This is a genomic window from Vibrio pelagius (assembly GCF_024347575.1).
In the GTDB taxonomy this organism is placed as follows: Bacteria; Pseudomonadota; Gammaproteobacteria; order Enterobacterales; family Vibrionaceae; genus Vibrio; species Vibrio pelagius.
In genome coordinates this window covers 132,854-151,718 of sequence record NZ_AP025503.1, presented here as the reverse complement: position 1 = coordinate 151,718, position 18,865 = coordinate 132,854, and the positions used below count along the sequence as shown (strand labels likewise).

The following is an 18,865-nucleotide window of genomic DNA, read 5'->3' as shown; positions in this document are numbered from 1 at the left end:
CGACAATAGCTCCTGCTCTCAGGGGCTATTTTTTATAACAGGCGTAGTTTCTCTCTTCGGCATGCCCTTTGCTGAATAGAAACAGATGCTCACCTTTCACTTTATACATCAATTCAATCTTAGCTCTTACTAGGGCATCCATGTCGCGCACAAGGCTACCACTGTCTGCGGGCTTCAAATCCCAATCGATATGATGATAGGCAACCGACAATCGGCCATTTTCAGCGGTGTAGTCTGCCTCAAAATAGACTTCATAGGGATGGGGGCCCGATGTTTCTGTTGTGAAGTGTCCCTTTTGAAAAATCAGCAACGTATTATCTGAAGTGAACTCTAAGATAGAGCGATCAGCGATCTCTTGATAACCGCTATAGCCTTGCGTGACAAACCCTTCATCGAGCTGTACACATGCCCAGCGAGTACCCGCCAACTGTTGCTGCTCAAATTTCCATTGATACAGCCCTATCGCGACAACACTGACAAAGAGTACGATGTTGAAAGCGATAACTGTTTTTAACCGCATATTGCTCTCGCCTTCTTGATTGCTTTAACGACTGTCTCTGGTATCTGCTCGACCGTCACTGAGTGATTCACATAACTGGCGTTCTTGTTGCCATTTTTTGCAAACGCGAACGCTTTAATCAGATACACACCATCATCATACGCCGACTCTGCCACTCGCAAGTACACATCCGCATGACAAGTAGGAAAAGACAGTGTCGCTAACTCATACGCGAGGAGTCGACCATCGCTGACCAAATGCGCACTATCATGAAGATAAAAGTCAGTTGCGCCAACTTGGAAGTGTTGATACTCACTTGGCTGGAGAAAGTCTGGTTTTCTTATAAAAGGTTTCGCTAGCAAAACAAACACCAAGCAAACAAACAGAAGCACTGTTATCACGCCATGCAACAGATACCGGTTCTCTTTGTGTTTGATAGGCGCGCTAACTTTGATAGTTGCATCGCCTTTGCTTGATGTTGCCGGAATAACCTCGCTCTCTTGGCTGACGCGAATTGTCCGCTCTTCGACCTTCTTTTTTACAGGCTCTTCAGCGCAGTGAATTTCAAGTACGTAGCCAATCTTACTCACTGTTCTGATAGTGACATCAGTAGCGCCTAATTGTGCAAAGCTTTTTCTTAAACCAGAAATGACATTAGTGATCGCTTGGTCGGTAACTAGAGCACCCTCCCAACACCTTTCAAACAGACATTCACGGGTAACGTGGGTACCCCGATTCTCTAACAACAAGCTCAATACATCATAAGGCAGCGGTCGCAATTGAATGCTTCCTCCCTCCACACTCGACAGTGTCCGGGTCGCGGGATCAAGTATCAAGTTGGAAAAACAGACTCTATGCATAGGCTCACTGTGACTAGAAGTTGAGCAAATATCACTCAAAAATATACTGCGGAGCTTTTGATCATATCACTACTGCCTCTGCGACGTAAGAGGTGGTTTGAAAACCACCAAAAATCGAAAGAGGACAACCAAGAAAAATACACCATCAACCATATCAACAACTTACCCCAAAAATATAAAAATACATAAAGAGGAAATTTATAAAAACCCTGCAATTCATGAAGTTTAAATGTAATCCCGCTTTAGTTTTATATTGATACTGAACACATAATGCACACTGTTTTTTATTTCCAAAAAGAGATTAATAAAATGAAAAAAGCAGTGATCCTTTTAGCAGCATTTTCTGCCTTTGCAGGTGCTCAAGAGCAAGCCGTAGAAAAAGACGTGTCTGGTTTTTATTTAGGTGGTGGTTTCGGTACTACAACTTATGATGATGATGCTGCATTTTCTACGTTAGAGACTAACGACTCTACTTTTAAACTGATTGGTGGTTACCAGTTTAACCGCATCGTGGGTGTTGAAGCGCAATACACAAAATACAGTGACGTAACTGCACCAGGCTTTTCTGGTGCTATCGAACCTACAGGCATTTCGATTGCAGCAAACCTTGGCTACACGTTTGATAACGGCTGGCGCCCATTTGGTACTGTTGGTCTGACTCACCTTTCATTTGATACTAATGGCTATGGTAGCGATGATGAGACAGCACTGCGCCTAGGTGCAGGTGTTGAATATACTCCGGCAAGTCTTGAGAATTTAAACTTCCGCGTTGCTTACGAAGTGGACACGTTCAATGTAGATATGGGTACTCAGTACTACAATGATGTGACTGTTCAGCTTGGTAGCTTCTACGCTGGTGCAACCTACAAGTTCTAAGAGTCAACATTTCGTTGAATTAGAAACCGTTCGTTGATTTATAAAAAGGGCGACTCAATGTCGCCCTTTTCAGTATGTGCCTATTTTCGTTCGCTATTACTCATCAGGCTCTTGCGTACGTCGGTCGACATATGGCCAATAATGGTGCCCTACTCGAATCAGTAGTGTCGCAGCCGCAAGTATAAATGCTGCCACCGCCAGCCACACCACCAACACCGCATCCAACTCTTTCATACCCAGCGTAATATAACGGGCAATTGCCATCATGGCGATATAGATAGGGTATCGAACAGGAATCTTACCGTTGACCACAAATTGCTGCACCATCGCCAGCACTTCGAGATAGATAAACATCAGCAGGATGTCAGTCAAGAGAACGCGCTTTTCAGCAAACACATGCATGAACTCTTCGACCATTGCAAACAAGGTCGCCAACGTAATGGCCACCAACAGTACAGCTTCAAGGATATGGAATATCTTCAAGAAAGGTTGACTAAAACCTTTTGGTAAATGAGAAGGCATAAACACTCTAATTTCTAATTAAACCTGTCAGTACAATAGCATGCCTCTGTCCAGGTCGCGCTATCTGTTGTAACCAACTTTAGGCGTAGAGCACGACAGCGATGTACATCGTTATCCAACACGCAAAAAAAAATGGCCCCGCACAATGCAGAGCCACTATCAAAATATCAATATCGACTACAGAAGCAGTAGGTACACAAGGAACACAACCGACAGTCCATAAATCAGTGGGTGCACCTCTTTGCCTTTGCCCGCGACAACCATAGTGAATGCGTAGCTGATAAAGCCCATCGCCATACCGTTTGCAGGAGAGAAGCTCAGCACGGTAAACATGATGGTGAAGAACGCCGCAATACGTGACTCTTTCTTTTCCCAGTTAATTTGACCAAGACGGCCGACCATGTAGATGCCGACAACGACCATCGCTGGCGCAACCATAGCGGCTGAGAAGATAGAGAAGATTGGGTATAGGAATAGTGAAATCAGGAACAGACCTGCAACCATCACTGCTGCTAAACCGGTTTTCGCACCTTGAGAAGATGCGATGCCCGACTCAGAGAACGCCGTAATCGAAGTGGTGCCCAGAACTGAGCCAATCACAGTACCACCAGCATCAGCAACCAGTGCCGATTTCGCGTTTGGCACTTTACCGTCTTTATCTATGATGCCCGCATCACGACCAACACCAACAATGGTGCTCAAGCCATCAAAGAAATCGACAATCAAGAAGATAAGAACGATGAACAGCAGATCAAACATCTTCTCTGTGGTAAAGGCTGAAAAATCAAAGATCGCACCGAAGCTGCCCGCCATGTTCGGTGGCATCGCGACTAGCTGCTCTGGGATTGGCGCATTCGACGTACCCATCAACAAATCCGCGATAATCGTCAGCGCAATTGCCGATACAAAAGAAATAAACGTCGCTAGTTTGATATCACGAACCATACAGCCAAGCGCAATAAAGATACTCACATAAGCGATGATCACTTGTGGGTCTGAGATATCACCTAAACCGACCAATACAAATGGGTTGGAAACGATAATGCCCGCATTTTTAAGACCTAAGAACGCGATAAACAGGCCAAGCGACACCGTGATCGCCAACTTCAGATCTTCTGGAATCGACTCAATCATCGACTTACGAATATTGGTCAGAGAGAACGCAAGATACAAAATGCCCGATAGGAAAATACCAAATAGCGCTTCATTCCACAGCACCGCCACCGAGCCGCTTAGTAGAAGGCCTTTAAAGAAGCCGTTCATGCTCATACCCGGTGCTAGCATTACCGGATAGTTCCCCCAAATCCCCATGATTAGGGTTGAGATAGCCGCCGCCAAAGCAGTTGCAGTAAATACCGCGCCTTTATCCATACCTGGAATGCCACCCAAAATGGCAGGGTTCACCGCAAGGATGTAGCTCATCGCCAAGAAAGTAATAAAACCTGCGTATAGCTCAGTGCTAATGGTGGTTTTTCTTTCAGAAATCTTAAACAGGGAATCCAGCGAACCAGATGAGGCGTTTTGGGCCTTAAGGGTGGAATCGGTACTCACAACAAAACCTTTGCAATAAATTAAGAATTTGGAGATTCAAATGCTGTGAGAATAGAGCGGTCTCTACACTAAAAACTGTAGTTACCAAGATAGGCTCGGTAGTAGAAACATTTGACCCATTTCATCAAACATATACAGCATTTAATCGTTTGCGCGGATTGTAAGGATTGGGATTAAAACTTCAACAAATTTTGCCCAGATCACATAAAAAAGTGTCGCTGGTCAGTGATTACATTTCGACAGCGATACTTGAGAGGATCATTTGCCAATAAATAACGATCAAGCCAGTTGTTCTGAATCATTGAAATATGCTACTCTTCGCCTCCATTTTTCTGACCTAATTTTCACCACATTATGTGTACGCTGTACACAGCAAAGGTGAGCAAGAGTTCGGTTAGTGCTATCTTTTACAGTGAAGGGCAACACTTTCACTCAATCCAACCAACAGTGGAAACATACAGATGGGCAAAGGTACTCTTTACATCGTATCTGCACCTAGTGGCGCAGGTAAATCGAGCTTGATCTCAGCAATGCTAGAAACCAATCCAACCTACGCAATGAAGGTATCTGTTTCACACACCACTCGCGGTATGCGCCCTGGTGAAGAGAATGGTGTTCACTACCACTTCGTTGAAAAGCACCACTTCGAAGATCTTATCGCTAAAGGTGAGTTCTTAGAGTATGCAGAAGTGTTTGGTAACTACTACGGTACTTCTCGCGTATGGATTGAAGAGAACCTAGAGCGCGGTATCGATGTGTTCCTAGATATCGACTGGCAAGGTGCTCGTCAGATCCGTGAACAGATGCCTCAAGCGAAGAGTGTCTTCATTCTGCCACCATCAAACGGTGAGTTGGAGCGTCGCCTGAACGTTCGCGGTCAAGATAGCGCAGAAGTTATTGCGAAACGCATGAGCGAAGCGAAGTCAGAAATCTCTCATTATAATGAGTATGACTATGTGATCGTGAATGATGACTTTGATGCAGCCCTTATGGACTTCAGAGCCATCATCCGTGCGGAGCGCTTAAAAGAAGATAAGCAAGCAGCAAAATACAGCGGCATGCTTACTGCTCTACTGGCGGATTAAACTAGCAAGGCTAGATTTTCCATTGAGATAAGTATACGGTGATCTAGAAAGTCTCTAGTTAAACTTGTATACTTTCTCGTCATTCAAAATTTATTAGTTAACTATTTGGAGTCCTCATGGCACGCGTAACTGTTCAAGACGCTGTTGAAAAAGTTGGCAACCGTTTCGACCTAGTTCTTATTGCGGCTCGCCGCGCTCGTCAAATGCAAACTGGCGGTAAAGATTCACTAGTGCCTGAAGAAAACGATAAGCCAACGGTTATCGCACTTCGTGAAATCGAAGAAGGTCTTATCACTAAAGACGTACTAGATGCTCGTGAGCGTCAAGAGCAACAAGAGCAAGAAGCAGCTGAGCTTGCAGCAGTAAGCAGTATCGCTCACTCTCGTTAATAGCGGCATTTGAACTAATTAACCTTCCGGGCCTTTAATTTGTATCTATTCGATAGCCTCAAAGACGTTGCCCAAGAATACCTAACAGAGCCTCAAATTGAGGCTCTGCGTCAATCTTATGTGGTAGCGAGAGACGCCCATGAAGGGCAAACCCGCTCAAGCGGTGAACCATACATTATCCACCCTGTAGCTGTTTCAAGAATCTTGGCCGAAATGCGTCTGGATATCGAAACTCTGCAAGCTGCTCTACTTCACGATGTGATTGAAGACTGTGATGTCACTAAAGAAGATCTAGAGGAAAAATTTGGCAATACCGTTGCTGAATTGGTAGATGGTGTATCTAAGCTGGATAAGCTTAAATTTCGTGATCGCAAAGAAGCGCAAGCAGAGAACTTCCGTAAAATGGTTCTCGCCATGGTGCAAGACATCCGCGTTATCTTGATCAAATTAGCTGACCGTACTCACAACATGCGTACCCTTGGGGCTCTTCGTCCTGACAAAAAGCGTCGTATTGCTCGTGAAACCCTAGAAATCTACTCTCCACTTGCTCACCGTCTTGGTATTCATAACATCAAGACCGAACTCGAAGAGTTGGGCTTCGAAGCCCTCTACCCTAACCGTTATCGCGTACTGAAAAATGTAGTGAAAGCTGCGCGTGGTAACCGTAAGGAGATGATTCAACGTATCCATAGCGAAATTGAAGGCCGTCTTGAAGAAGTCGGGTTGCCTGCTCGCGTACTGGGTCGTGAAAAGAACCTGTTCTCCATCTATAACAAGATGAAAACCAAAGAGCAGCGCTTTCACACCATTATGGATATCTACGCATTCCGCGTCGTAGTGGATACGCCAGACACTTGCTATCGTGTCCTTGGTCAGGCACACAGCCTATACAAGCCTCGCCCTGGTCGCATGAAAGATTACATTGCGGTACCAAAAGCCAACGGCTACCAATCTCTGCATACATCAATGATCGGCCCTCACGGGGTGCCAGTTGAAGTTCAGATCCGTACTGAAGATATGGATCAAATGGCAGACAAAGGTGTCGCGGCGCACTGGTCTTACAAAGGCAATGGTACTCGTAGCAATGGCACGACCGCGCAAGTGAAAGCTCAGCGTTGGATGCAGAGCCTACTTGAGCTGCAACAAAGCGCCGGTAACTCGTTCGAATTCATCGAGAACGTTAAGTCTGACCTGTTCCCAGATGAAATTTTCGTCTTCACACCGAAAGGTCGTATCGTTGAGCTGCCAGCAGGCGCAACAGCGGTGGACTTCGCCTACGCAGTACATACTGACGTTGGCAACATGTGTGTTGGCGCTCGTGTCGACATGAACCCTTACCCGCTAAGCAAAGCCTTGAAGAACGGTCAGACGATCGAAATCATCAGCGCACCGGGCGCACGTCCAAATGCAGCATGGCTTAACTATGTGGTGACTTCTCGTGCTCGAACTAAGATTCGTCAGGTTCTTAAAACCATGCGCCGTGAAGAGTCGGTAACCTTAGGTCGTCGCCTACTTAACCACGCACTGGGTGAACATTCGATTGGCGATATTGCCCAAGAGAATGTCGACCACGTTCTGTCTGATCTGCGCTTAGAGTCGGTTGAAGATCTATTGGCTTCGATTGGTCTGGGTGAGCTGATGAGTATCGTGATTGCCCGTCGTCTACTGGGTGATGCAGACGAACTGACAGAAGTGAACAACGACAGCGATGCACCGAAGAAGAAGCTGCCTATCCGTGGCGCTGAAGGTCTATTGCTGACATTTGCAAACTGTTGTCACCCGATCCCAGATGATCACATCATTGCCCATGTATCTCCTGGTCGTGGCCTTGTGGTTCACCGCGAAACGTGTCCGAACGTTCGTGGTTACCAAAAAGAGCCAGACAAATACATGGCAGTAGAGTGGTCGAACGATTACGACCAAGAGTTCACTGCTGAGCTTCAAGTCGATCTTCAGAACCACCAAGGCGCACTGGCCGAGCTAACCAATGTTATCTCGAAAACAGGCTCCAACATTCACGGTATCTCGACTGAAGAACGTGATGGACGCTTGTACACAGTGACCATCTTGCTGACCACCAAAGATCGTGTGCATCTTGCAAGTATTATGAAGAAGTTGCGTGTTATGCCACACGCGTTGAAGGTAAGACGTCGCAAGAACTGATCCAAAAGCAGATGAGGGATTCGAAATGGCGAGATACGAAGAGCAAAAAACGTCGTGACTCACCATCTTATTTCCACATCTGCTTTTAGTTTTTTCGAATCGCAATAGATAAAGCAGATGAGAGATACGAGTGCCGTGATACGAAGAGCAAAAGCTTTTCAGCACTCAACTTTTCGTATTTCGAGTCTGCTTTAGTTTTTTGTACTGTCCTACTCTTCTCGTATCCCATTTACATGTATCCCGCACTCGCTCTTAGTCGTTTCGCATCTCGTTTACCCGAGCCTCTCATCTGCTCTTTCGCTTTATCCTGTACAAAAATCCAGTAAAATGCTTGAATAGATGGTATCTATTACCGTCGTGAGCCTTGTTATGTCACAGCTTTTATCTGCTATTCCTCTTAACTCCCTATCCGGAGTTGGGGCTAAAGTCGCCGAAAAACTGGCAAAGGTTGGATTGAACAACGTACAAGATCTGCTGTTTCATCTACCACTTCGCTACGAAGACCGCACACGTATCTACCCGATTGCCAAACTGCACGCGGGAATCTGGGCTGCGGTACAAGGCAAAGTAATGAGTGTTGATACCATTTTCGGCAAGCGCAAAATGCTGGCGGTAAAAATCAGCGACGGTAATGGCACCATCACCTTGCGCTTTTTCAACTTCACCGCTGGGATGAAGAACAATTTTGCTGAAGGTAAACAGGTTCATGCCTACGGCGAGATCAAACGTGGCGGTATGGGTTTAGAGATCGTCCACCCAGACTACAAGTTCTTCGCTCCAAGACAGCAACCTGATGTAGAAGCAACCTTAACTCCGGTTTACCCAACCACAGATGGCCTAAGACAAGTCACGCTGCGTAATCTCACCGACCAAGCGTTAGCACTTATCGACAAGGCTGCGGTGAATGAGCTGCTACCGTCTGGCTTATACGATCACCAAATTACACTGGCTCAGGCACTGCATACCATTCACAGGCCACCACCGGGAATCAATCTTGAACTGTTTGATGAAGGCAAGCACCCTGCTCAACTGCGCTTGATTATGGAAGAATTACTGGCTCAAAACCTATCCATGCTCTCGGTTCGCAGTAAAGGTCAACAAGACAACGCCATTCCACTACCACCCGTACATACGCTTAAAAACAAGCTACTGGCACAGCTTCCATTCTCTCCAACCAATGCACAAACACGAGTGGTGCAAGAGATTGAGGACGATCTAGAGAAACCTTACCCTATGATGCGCTTAGTACAAGGTGATGTAGGCTCAGGTAAAACCCTAGTCGCCGCCCTTGCCGCGGTTCGCGCACTAGAACACGGCCAACAAGTTGCACTGATGGCACCCACTGAACTTCTGGCTGAGCAGCACTCGATCAACTTTGCTAACTGGTTTGAAAGCATGGGCATTCAAGTGGGTTGGCTCGCCGGTAAGCTTAAAGGCAAAGCCAAAGAGAAAGAGCTTGAACGCATTGCCAGTGGCGAAGCGCAAATGGTGGTGGGTACACACGCTCTGTTTCAAGAGCATGTCCAATTCAAAAACCTTGGCTTAGTTATCATTGATGAGCAACACCGATTTGGTGTCCACCAGCGGCTAGAGCTGCGTGAGAAAGGCGCTAAGCAAGGTCATTATCCACACCAACTGGTGATGACAGCGACACCGATTCCACGAACTCTGGCGATGACGGCCTATGCCGATTTAGAAACCTCGATTATTGATGAGCTGCCACCGGGTCGAACGCCAATTCAAACCGTCGCTATTCCCGATACCAAACGTGACGACATTGTTGAGCGAGTGCGTAATGCGTGTCTTAACGAGGGCAAACAAGCCTATTGGGTGTGTACGCTGATTGATGAGTCTGAAGTGTTGGAAGCGCAGGCCGCAGCCGACACCGCAGAAGAGCTACAGCGCAAACTGCCCGACGTGAAAATTGGCTTGGTACATGGCCGAATGAAGCCAGCCGAGAAACAAGCCGTGATGCAGGAGTTCAAAGATAACAAGCTGCATCTATTGGTTGCAACAACCGTAATTGAAGTGGGTGTAGATGTACCCAACTCGAGCTTAATGATCATAGAGAACCCCGAGCGTCTCGGCCTAGCTCAGTTACACCAGTTACGTGGCCGTGTGGGTCGTGGGTCGGTCGCAAGCCACTGTGTACTACTGTACCACTCACCACTGTCGAAAACCGCTCAGAAGCGCTTAGGTGTACTGCGAGAAAGTAATGATGGCTTTGTGATTGCTCAGCGAGACTTGGAAATCCGCGGCCCAGGTGAACTGCTTGGCACTAAACAGACTGGCTTGGCTGACTTTAAGATTGCCGACTTGGTTCGAGACCAGCGCTTAATTCCAGAAGTGCAGCGTATCGCGCGCCACATTCATGATAACTACCCAGACAATGCTAAGGCGATCATCAACCGCTGGTTGGGTGAACGTGATGTGTACTCTAAAGCGTAGGCATCACAGGTAATGGATTGAACTAAAAGGCTTCCTCATCGAAGCCTTTTTATATATGAACCCTTTCGAACAGAACCAAGAGAGAGATTCCCTACTCGCTCGTCCCTCACGATAGGGAATGACGATATTTTTTTGTCATCCCCGAGAGGGAAGAATGACCGAGTCGGGGATCTATCGCAACCCCCGAAGTTCACAAAGGTCTACAACTGAACTGGGAAGCTAATCTGCGCTTTCAGCCCCCCTTGGCTACGATTATTCACCGCAACAGCGCCGTGGTGCTGACTAACAATTCGCTTCACAATCGCCAAACCTAAACCTGTACCTTCACTACCACGCGCGGTATCGCCTCGGGTGAAGGGTTCAAACAATTTGCTGACCTGATCGTGAGGAATACCGGGGCCATTATCTTCTACCGTGACCCAAGCAAGCTTGTTATCCGCGGTCATACCCGTGGTGACTTTCACCCAGCCATTACCATAGCGCAGAGAGTTCACCACTAAATTGCTGATCGCGCGCTTAATCGCGATTGGGTTGCCCAAGGCAGGCTTCATGTTAGAAGAGAAATCTGTTTCAATTTCTACCTCATAGCCGCCTTCCGAGCTTGCTACTTCTCCAGCAATATCTTCTAGGTGCACCGCTTGGAACGAATTGCGATCCACCGGCTTTAGGTAATCCATAAACTGGCTGATTATCTCATTACACTCCTCGGTGTCACTGATAATCCCTTCCGCTAAATAACTGTCTTCTGGGGACATCATCTCCGTCGCCAAACGAATACGGGTCAATGGCGTACGCAGATCGTGACTGATGCCTGCCATCAATAGCGCTCTATCTTCCTCAAGCTCTTGAATGCCTTTCGACATCTGGTTAAAGGCTCGAGTTACCGAGCGAATCTCTTGCGCACCCTGTACTGGCAGAGGCGGTGGAATATCACCACGTCCTACCCCTTGGGCGGCTTTCTCTAATGCAATCAAAGGGCGGTTCTGTAAACGGATAAACAACCAACCGCCGGCAATAATCAACATCGCCATTATCAAGCTATTGCGAAATAGTGGTGCAAAGTCTTCTTCTTGCAGTTCTGATAGTGGTATTCGAATCAATGAGTTAGGTAACTGCGCGATATCCATCCACAACACATAGCTCTCCGCACCTAGAATCAACCTCACCTCGGTTTCCGAACCCAGCTCCTTGGTCATCTCTTGACTCATCAAGTCAATCGCAACCGCATGGTAAAACTCACCCGCAGCGTCGCTGTCTTTGGCGTGGACCGTTACCCCAAGTTGCTCGAGTACACGCTGACGCAGCGGTGCATCCATCTCGATATCAAGATCACCTTCGTCTAAAACCAAATTCAGCTCATGTGCCAAGATCTTATTGAACTGCTGCAAACTCGGCATCAAGGCGTAGTTAAACACCGCGTAGTAAGAGAATATTTGGCTAGCAACCAATAAGGTTAAGAAGAGAACGATAGATTGAGTAAAGGAGCTACGTATACGCATAGAAAACCTAGAGTGAAAGGTAGAGAAACAGAGACATCATAGAAACTATAACTCTAAACCACTGTTCTGAATAGAAAACGGGCCATCACATAATTATGAGATGACCCGATAACAATCACATTTCAATCACGATGGTGACTGATAGAGTTACACTGCTTTTCCATCAGGAACGAACACGTAACCTAAGCCCCACACCGTTTGGATGTAGCGTGGCTTACTTGGATCTTCTTCAACAAGGCGGCGCAGGCGCGAGATCTGAACGTCGATAGAACGCTCCATCGCTGAGTACTCACGACCACGAGCCATATTCATCAGCTTATCGCGAGACATTGGCTCACGCGCATTGGTGACCAGTGACTTCAATACCGCAAACTCACCTGAAGTGAGAGGCATTGGCTCTTCACCACGGAACATCTCACGTGTACCTAGGTTTAGACGGAATTCACCAAATTCAACCACAGACTCTTCCGTGCTTGGCGCGCCCGGTGCTTCAATCACTTGGCGACGCAGTACTGCTTTAATACGGGCAAGCAGCTCACGCGGGTTAAATGGTTTAGGTAGATAATCATCGGCACCCACCTCTAGACCAACAATGCGATCCACTTCATCGCCCTTAGCGGTCAGCATCAAGATCGGCAGCATGTTGTTGGCGTTACGTAGACGACGGCAGATTGAGAGGCCATCTTCACCTGGCAACATCAGGTCCAATACCATCAAGTGGAAGTTTTCACGGGTTAACAGGCGGTCCATCTGCTCACTGTTTGCCACGCTACGCACTTGAAAGCCTTGCTCAGACAAGTAGCGCTCCAGCAATGCACGAAGGCGAGCATCGTCATCGACCACTAAAATTTTGTAGTTTTCTTGCATGTAATGGTTCCACCTATTAAAACTCAAACTTGAAGATTAAGTATTCTTTTTAGACATTGAAAATGTAACATTCTTGGGGAAAATGTCGCCTAAAGAATTGTTAACGTATGTTGCCTTTCTATATATTCTATCTTAGGACATGATTTCACCAAGTCAGAATTATGAAAACAAACTTAATTACTCGTGAGGGCTATGACAGACTCACTAAAGAGCTGAATTTCCTATGGCGAGAAGAGCGTCCAGAAGTGACCAAAAAGGTAACCTGGGCAGCAAGTCTAGGAGATCGCAGTGAAAACGCAGACTATCAATACAACAAGAAGCGCCTGCGTGAGATAGATCGCCGTGTGCGTTATTTAAGAAAGCGCCTCGACCAAGTCAAGGTGGTGGACTACTCGCCGCAGCAAGAAGGTAAGGTCTTTTTTGGTGCTTGGGTTGAGATAGAGAATGACGATGGCGATACCAAGTCATTTCGTATCGTTGGGCCAGATGAGATCTATGGTGGGGTCAAAGATTACGTCTCGATCGACTCACCGATGGCACGAGCACTACTCAAGAAAGAAGTGGATGATGAATTCACGGTACGCACCCCAGAGGGTGACAAAGAGTGGTTTGTGAATGCGATTCGCTACACGCCATAGAGACTTTTCAAAGCTCTAGATAAAAGGAAACCCCGTGAGGCTTGCGCCCTACGGGGTTAAGTTCTTTCGTAGCCTTCCTGCCACTATTTATCTCATTGAGATAAGGTGCTCCCTGCATCTTTCCTTGATATTGGCTAAATCCTTTAACCGATTTCCTTTTGTCATCGCCATCCTAGCGGTGTCCATGCTTGCCTATCATCCTGACGGGCTAATCTCATCCAGAGACATTCACTTTCATCAGCATCAGTAACCATCCTAGCCACATCAAACTCAATCAGTGTTTTACATCCTTGCTGATCACTCATCCTAAGCAATCAAATCTTCTTCCTGAAGATACCTAATCCGTTAGGCTTTTTCCTGTTCCTGCCAACTCCCTGTCGACAAGTTAAATATTACGCGAAATCCGATGACATCCCAGATATCTGCCAACAAAAAAATGATATGACATCGATCACACCTTAACTTAAGTCATTAAATATCAGTAACTTACATCAAGACACAGTAAAAGCAACATGCATAAAGTGATTTAGTCGCACATCACTTGTAAGAGATCTCGCACAAAGGGTATATCAGATCGGGAAATCACCGAACAAACAGGAAATTGACTTAGTAAAGCTAGAAAAAGCTAAGGTTCACCCCCATATATGTGGGCACGATAATCAAAAAGAGATTCAACGGATGAGCCAAGCTATCTGTAGACAGATCGCTCAAGAGCTGAGCGTTCGCCCCGATCAAGTGACCGCAGCAGTTACCCTAATCGACGACGGTAACACGGTTCCCTTTATTGCACGTTACCGTAAAGAGGTAACGGGCGGCCTTGATGATACCCAATTACGTAATCTAGACAGCCGACTTTCTTATCTGCGTGAACTCGACGATCGCCGCCAAACGATCCTCAAATCGATTCAAGACCAAGGCAAACTGACCGCTGAGCTTGAGAAAGAGATCACTCAAGCCGATAGCAAAACTCGTCTAGAAGATTTATACCTACCCTATAAGCCTAAGCGTCGTACCAAAGGCCAAATCGCAATTGAAGCAGGCTTAGAGCCGCTAGCAGAGACACTTTGGAACGAACCACAACACGATCCAGAAAGTGAAGCCTCTCAGTACCTGAATAGTGAAAAAGGCATTGAAGATACCAAAGCCGCGCTCGATGGTGCTCGCGCCATTATCATGGAACGCATAGCAGAAGATGCGAACCTGCTTGAGAAAATACGTCAGCACCTAACCCGTAACGCGGCTTTGAGCGCACGTGTTGTCGCGGGTAAAGAGCAAGAAGGTGAGAAGTTCAAAGACTACTTCGAGCATGACGAAACGCTGAGCAAAGTGCCTTCACACCGAGCACTAGCGATGCTGCGTGGTCGTAATGAGGGTTTCCTAACTCTGACCATGAATGCTGACCCAGAGCAAGAAGAAGGCGTGCGTGGTTCTTACTGTGAAAACATCATCTCTGATCACTATGGCATTACGCTGAGCAGTGCGCCTGCCGATGCATGGCGTAAACAGGTGATCAGCTGGGCATGGCGCATTAAAGTGTCTATGCACATGGAAACCGAGCTGATGGGCGCAATGAAAGAGCGCGCAGAAATCGAAGCGATTGAAGTGTTCGCGACCAACCTAAAAGATCTGTTAATGGCCGCTCCAGCTGGTCCACGTGCAACACTAGGTCTCGATCCTGGCCTACGTACTGGTTCAAAAATCGCCGTAGTTGATGCAACCGGTAAGGTGCTGGCAACTGAGACCATCTACCCTCACCCACCGCAAAAGCAGTACGACAAATCTGCACATATCGTAGAACAGATGGTGCGTCAATTTAATGTTGACCTGATTGCGATTGGTAACGGTACAGCTTCACGCGAAACCGACAGCTTTGTGGCTGACGTGATTAAACGCGGTAATCTGAAGGTGCAGAAGATCATTGTGAGCGAAGCGGGTGCGTCGGTTTACTCGGCATCTGAACTTGCAGCCAAAGAGTTCCCGAATATGGACGTATCTTTGCGTGGTGCCGTATCGATTGCTCGTCGTCTACAGGATCCACTGGCAGAGCTAGTGAAAATCGATCCTAAGTCGATCGGTGTTGGTCAGTACCAACACGATGTGAGCCAAACCATGCTCGCGAAACGCCTAGATGCCATTGTTGAAGACTGTGTAAACGCCGTCGGTGTTGATGTAAACACCGCGTCTGCTGCGCTTCTGACCCGTGTCGCGGGTCTATCTAGCACCATCGCGCAAAATATCGTTGATTACCGTGACGAAAATGGCCGATTCGAAGCACGCACCACGCTGAAGAAAGTCGCGCGCTTGGGGCCAAAAGCCTTTGAACAGTGTGCCGGCTTCCTGCGTATCATGGGTGGTAAAAACCCACTCGATGCGTCTGCGGTTCACCCAGAAGCTTACCCTGTGGTAAAAGCGATCTCAGAGAAGAACAGCAAAGATATCAAGACCCTAATCGGCGACTCCAACTTCCTAAAAGGCTTGCACGCGGTCGATTACACCGACGATAACTTCGGCGTTCCAACGGTAACAGACATCATCAAAGAGCTAGATAAACCAGGTCGAGACCCGCGTCCTGAGTTCAAAACGGCGACCTTTGCGGAAGGCGTTAACTCTGTGTCTGATTTAGAGCCGGGCATGGTTCTAGAAGGCGTGGTCTCTAACGTAGCCAACTTTGGTGCTTTCGTTGATATCGGTGTTCACCAAGACGGTCTGGTACACATTTCAGCACTGACTGATCGCTTTGTTTCTGATCCACGTGAAGTGGTGAAAGCGGGTGATATTGTCAAAGTGAAGGTGATGGAAGTCGATGTGCAACGCAAGCGTATTGCGCTAAGTATGCGTATGAAAGACGAACCGGGACAAGACAATCGCGCTCAACGTTCATCTGCACCACGCTCGCAAGGTCGTCCATCAAATGGTGGACAGCGTCGCCGTGAAGAGCCACAACAGAACGGCGCTATGGGTGGCGCGTTTGCTGCTGCCTTTGCAAAAGCGAAGAAGTAACGCTGCGCAATAAGGAAGTGAGCAGCTAGAAAAGCGTTTGGATCATAGTAGACCTAAAGCTGTCAGAGCGCTCTCGTAGACAGAAGAGCGCCCTTCAAAATATACAAGCTTGCTCCTAAAAACAGAAAACCTGCATCGCCATTGGCATGCAGGTTTTTTTATTAGGTTCAAAAAGGCTTGGCGATATTGACTGCGCTAGAGCACAACCAATACCTCAGATGGCTTATGAGGCGCAACAGCATGGCCATAGTGATACTTAATGACCTTACGTCGTTGTTCCATCTGCCCTTCTCGAATCGCCACATCAAGAATGTGCTTGGGCAATCGAAAACGCATGGTGTAACCCTTTCCTTGATCGGCACTATAACTACTCAGCGCCAATAAGCTGAACAACCTATCAAATGGATCTTTAGGCTCTTCTTGGTTTACCGCATCTATTTCCTGCTCGTTATCCATCTCATAACCGGGATGGTCAGAGGGATCCCAAGCTGATTGCTGCCTTCGTTTATCGTCCGATTTTACCTTGCGCTCTGCATTAGTTTTAGCCAATGCGACGGCTGGAGCAACAGGCTCTCGAACTCTATTTTCACGCGCAACTTGCTCAGTTTGCACATTAACGGATGGGGCGATCAGTGGCACACTTACTGCCGTTGCAGGTGACACAATCATTGCGAACTCTCCTCAAGAATCGCCCGTCGCTATTGCTATTGCACCGTTGAACTGAGTAAGCACAACAGGCATAGCCCAACGTACTGTGTTCTGCTCAGGTGAGAGAGAGGGCTGAGCATCGTTCAGTGCCTTGGTTAGATTATATATCGACCACGCTGTCTATAATTTTAGCAATTATTTCTCGGCGAAGCTGATCAGTTCACAGCAAAAAGCGTCCGCTTCAGTCATAAACGGTGCATGCGAAGACTGGGTAAAGATATATTGCTCAGTGTTAGGCAACGCTTTTTCTAGATCTTTCGCCACCTTAATCGGCACCAAACCATCCAACCGACCATACAAACGCAGCATAGGCACTGTTAGCTCAGGTAAGCGCTCGCGCAGATCAACATCGGAAAGCATTTTTAATCCGGCAAGCAGGGAATCTGGGTTAGGCAGAGGACGTGACAGTACCGCCTGTTTTAACTGTTTCACATCTTGTCTTGCCGAAGGGCTGCCCATCGCTTGCAGTGCCATGAAGCGCTCGATGGTGGTTTGAAAATCTTCCACCAGCTGCTCGGTAAAGTTGCTCAGAACGTTAGGCTGAATACCGCGCCACAATACCGGCTCTTTGGCTGCGGCAAATTTTGGAGAGCTCGCAACTGTGACTAGCTTGGAGACGTAGTCGGTATGGTGCAGCGCCATATGCGTCGCGACTAAACCACCCAACGACCAACCAACCCAGATCGCCTGCTTTGGCGCCTCTTCCATCAACTGCTCGGCAATACTCTCAAGGTTATCAGCATGGCAATGACTGCTGTGACCATAACCTGGCAGGTCAACCACATGAACACGAAATTGGCTCTCAAGTGCCGTTACGGTTTGCTGCCATACCGCACCGTTCATTCCCCATCCATGAACCAACACCAAATCTGGACCCTGCCCAGATACATGCCAATACAGTTTGTCGCTCATCTCGTGATTTTCCCTACTATTCTCATCCAACAATGATGATCTTGCTGTCTAGGCTATCCAAACCTACATCATCAATGCACTTATGCTCGCTATGTTATCTGATTGGATCCAAAAACACACACCACGCTTGGTCACACCACAATGCCAGCTCTGTCAATTGCCAAAGCAGCCTAAAGATACCCACCCTAAGTGGTGCAATAGCTGTCTATCTCAATTCGCCCCCCAACACCGCTGCCAACGTTGTGGTATCAAACTCGATATTGACGCCATAGTATGTGGGGCCTGCCTCAAAACACCACCACCTTGGCAGCGGCTCTATTGTGTTGGTGACTACGATTTTCCTCTCAGCCACTACGTGCATCAGATGAAGTACAGTGGTCAATTTTGGTTGTGCCGAGACTTAGTCAAACTGCTGGCAAACCATATTGAGCAACCTGCCCCTATTATCACTAGTGTGCCGCTGCATTGGCGGCGCTACCTACACCGCGGATTTAATCAAAGCGCGTTGCTAGCCGATGCCCTTGCCCACCAACTTAACAGCCAAAGCCTAGCGCTGTTTAAACGTCAACGTGCCACGCCAACGCAGCAAGGGCTTAGTAAGACGCAACGCCAGCATAATCTGCGCAATGCTTTTTCTTTAAGGAACAAGGATGTGATGAAAGTGATAGCAAAAGGCGACGCCCATGTTGCAATAATGGATGATGTCGTCACCACAGGCAGTACTGTGTATCAATTATGTCAATTGCTACTTGAAGTGGGCGTTAAAAGGATTGATATTTACTGCATCTGCCGCACTCCTGAACCCGCGTCTTAGTCAATTTCCCACGAAACTTGTCTATCAATTCAGC

General features: G+C 47.3%; 16 protein-coding genes and 1 riboswitch. Of the genes, 8 read left to right on the top strand and 8 right to left on the bottom strand.

The features are described from left to right. Positions 1-25: 25 nt before the first annotated feature. Together vsple_RS00670 and vsple_RS00665 are read right to left on the bottom strand one after the other, a co-directional pair. Positions 26-520, bottom strand: coding sequence for a hypothetical protein (locus tag vsple_RS00670; RefSeq protein WP_261882374.1), 495 nt, complete (start codon positions 518-520; stop codon positions 26-28). Continuing rightward, positions 511-1,359, bottom strand: coding sequence for a transcriptional regulator (locus vsple_RS00665; RefSeq protein ID WP_420833785.1), 849 nt, complete (start codon positions 1,357-1,359; stop codon positions 511-513). The genes vsple_RS00670 and vsple_RS00665 overlap by 10 nt, the downstream gene beginning before the upstream one ends. A 309-nt stretch (positions 1,360-1,668) precedes the next feature. Here vsple_RS00665 and vsple_RS00660 point away from each other — a divergent pair, with 309 nt between their 5' ends. Further along, entirely contained in the window at positions 1,669-2,235 is a 567-nt protein-coding gene (locus vsple_RS00660; protein WP_261882372.1) for a porin family protein, read from the top strand. A gap of 96 nt (positions 2,236-2,331) precedes the next feature. On the opposite strand, the gene vsple_RS00655 is transcribed toward vsple_RS00660, so the two are convergent. Both vsple_RS00655 and vsple_RS00650 read right to left on the bottom strand, forming a co-directional pair. After that, positions 2,332-2,757, bottom strand: coding sequence for a phosphate-starvation-inducible protein PsiE (locus vsple_RS00655; protein WP_261882371.1), 426 nt, complete (start codon positions 2,755-2,757; stop codon positions 2,332-2,334). A gap of 177 nt (positions 2,758-2,934) precedes the next feature. After that, positions 2,935-4,308 carry an NCS2 family permease gene (locus vsple_RS00650; protein WP_261882370.1) on the bottom strand — a complete coding sequence of 458 codons (1,374 nt, stop codon included), beginning with the start codon at positions 4,306-4,308 and terminating at the stop codon, positions 2,935-2,937. 58 nt (positions 4,309-4,366) lie between these two features. Continuing rightward, a riboswitch (purine riboswitch) is annotated at positions 4,367-4,466 on the bottom strand. Positions 4,467-4,769: 303 nt separating this feature from the next. On the opposite strand from vsple_RS00650, the gene gmk reads away from it, so the two are divergent. The 4 genes from gmk (at position 4,770) to recG (ending at position 10,393) form a co-directional block, all read left to right on the top strand. Next, on the top strand, positions 4,770-5,393 hold the full coding sequence (gene gmk, locus vsple_RS00645; RefSeq protein WP_261882369.1) for a guanylate kinase: 624 nt from the start codon (positions 4,770-4,772) through the stop codon (positions 5,391-5,393). A 116-nt stretch (positions 5,394-5,509) separates the two neighbouring features. Then, positions 5,510-5,782, top strand: coding sequence for a DNA-directed RNA polymerase subunit omega (gene rpoZ, locus vsple_RS00640; protein ID WP_004741437.1), 273 nt, complete (start codon positions 5,510-5,512; stop codon positions 5,780-5,782). A 39-nt stretch (positions 5,783-5,821) separates the two neighbouring features. Then, entirely contained in the window at positions 5,822-7,945 is a 2,124-nt protein-coding gene (spoT, locus tag vsple_RS00635) for a bifunctional GTP diphosphokinase/guanosine-3',5'-bis pyrophosphate 3'-pyrophosphohydrolase (RefSeq protein WP_261882368.1), read from the top strand. Positions 7,946-8,314: 369 nt separating this feature from the next. Continuing rightward, the gene (gene recG, locus vsple_RS00630) at positions 8,315-10,393 is read left to right on the top strand and encodes an ATP-dependent DNA helicase RecG (RefSeq protein ID WP_261882367.1); all 2,079 of its coding nucleotides are present in this window, start codon (positions 8,315-8,317) and stop codon (positions 10,391-10,393) included. 200 nt (positions 10,394-10,593) lie between these two features. On the opposite strand, the gene envZ is transcribed toward recG, so the two are convergent. Together envZ and ompR are read right to left on the bottom strand one after the other, a co-directional pair. Beyond that, positions 10,594-11,892, bottom strand: coding sequence for a two-component system sensor histidine kinase EnvZ (gene envZ, locus vsple_RS00625; protein ID WP_261882366.1), 1,299 nt, complete (start codon positions 11,890-11,892; stop codon positions 10,594-10,596). 147 nt (positions 11,893-12,039) lie between these two features. Further along, a complete protein-coding gene (gene ompR, locus vsple_RS00620) occupies positions 12,040-12,759 on the bottom strand; it encodes an osmolarity response regulator transcription factor OmpR (RefSeq protein WP_032551125.1) in 720 nt (239 codons plus the stop codon). A 161-nt stretch (positions 12,760-12,920) separates the two neighbouring features. Between ompR and greB the strand changes: the two genes are divergently transcribed. Next, positions 12,921-13,397: a transcription elongation factor GreB gene (greB, locus tag vsple_RS00615; protein ID WP_255231689.1), complete on the top strand. Its 477-nt coding sequence runs from the start codon at positions 12,921-12,923 to the stop codon at positions 13,395-13,397. A gap of 678 nt (positions 13,398-14,075) precedes the next feature. Beyond that, positions 14,076-16,397, top strand: a complete 2,322-nt coding sequence (locus tag vsple_RS00610) for a Tex family protein (protein WP_255231690.1) — start codon at positions 14,076-14,078, stop codon at positions 16,395-16,397. A 195-nt stretch (positions 16,398-16,592) separates the two neighbouring features. Here vsple_RS00610 and vsple_RS00605 read toward each other — a convergent pair whose 3' ends face one another. Both vsple_RS00605 and bioH read right to left on the bottom strand, forming a co-directional pair. Further along, entirely contained in the window at positions 16,593-17,066 is a 474-nt protein-coding gene (locus tag vsple_RS00605) for an ATP-dependent Lon protease (RefSeq protein ID WP_255231691.1), read from the bottom strand. A gap of 174 nt (positions 17,067-17,240) precedes the next feature. Further along, the gene (gene bioH, locus vsple_RS00600; protein WP_261882365.1) at positions 17,241-18,017 is read right to left on the bottom strand and encodes a pimeloyl-ACP methyl ester esterase BioH; all 777 of its coding nucleotides are present in this window, start codon (positions 18,015-18,017) and stop codon (positions 17,241-17,243) included. A 91-nt stretch (positions 18,018-18,108) separates the two neighbouring features. Between bioH and vsple_RS00595 the strand changes: the two genes are divergently transcribed. Further along, complete coding sequence (locus vsple_RS00595; protein WP_261883099.1) at positions 18,109-18,831, top strand: ComF family protein; 723 nt, start codon at positions 18,109-18,111, stop codon at positions 18,829-18,831. The last annotated feature ends 34 nt before the right edge of the window (positions 18,832-18,865 follow it).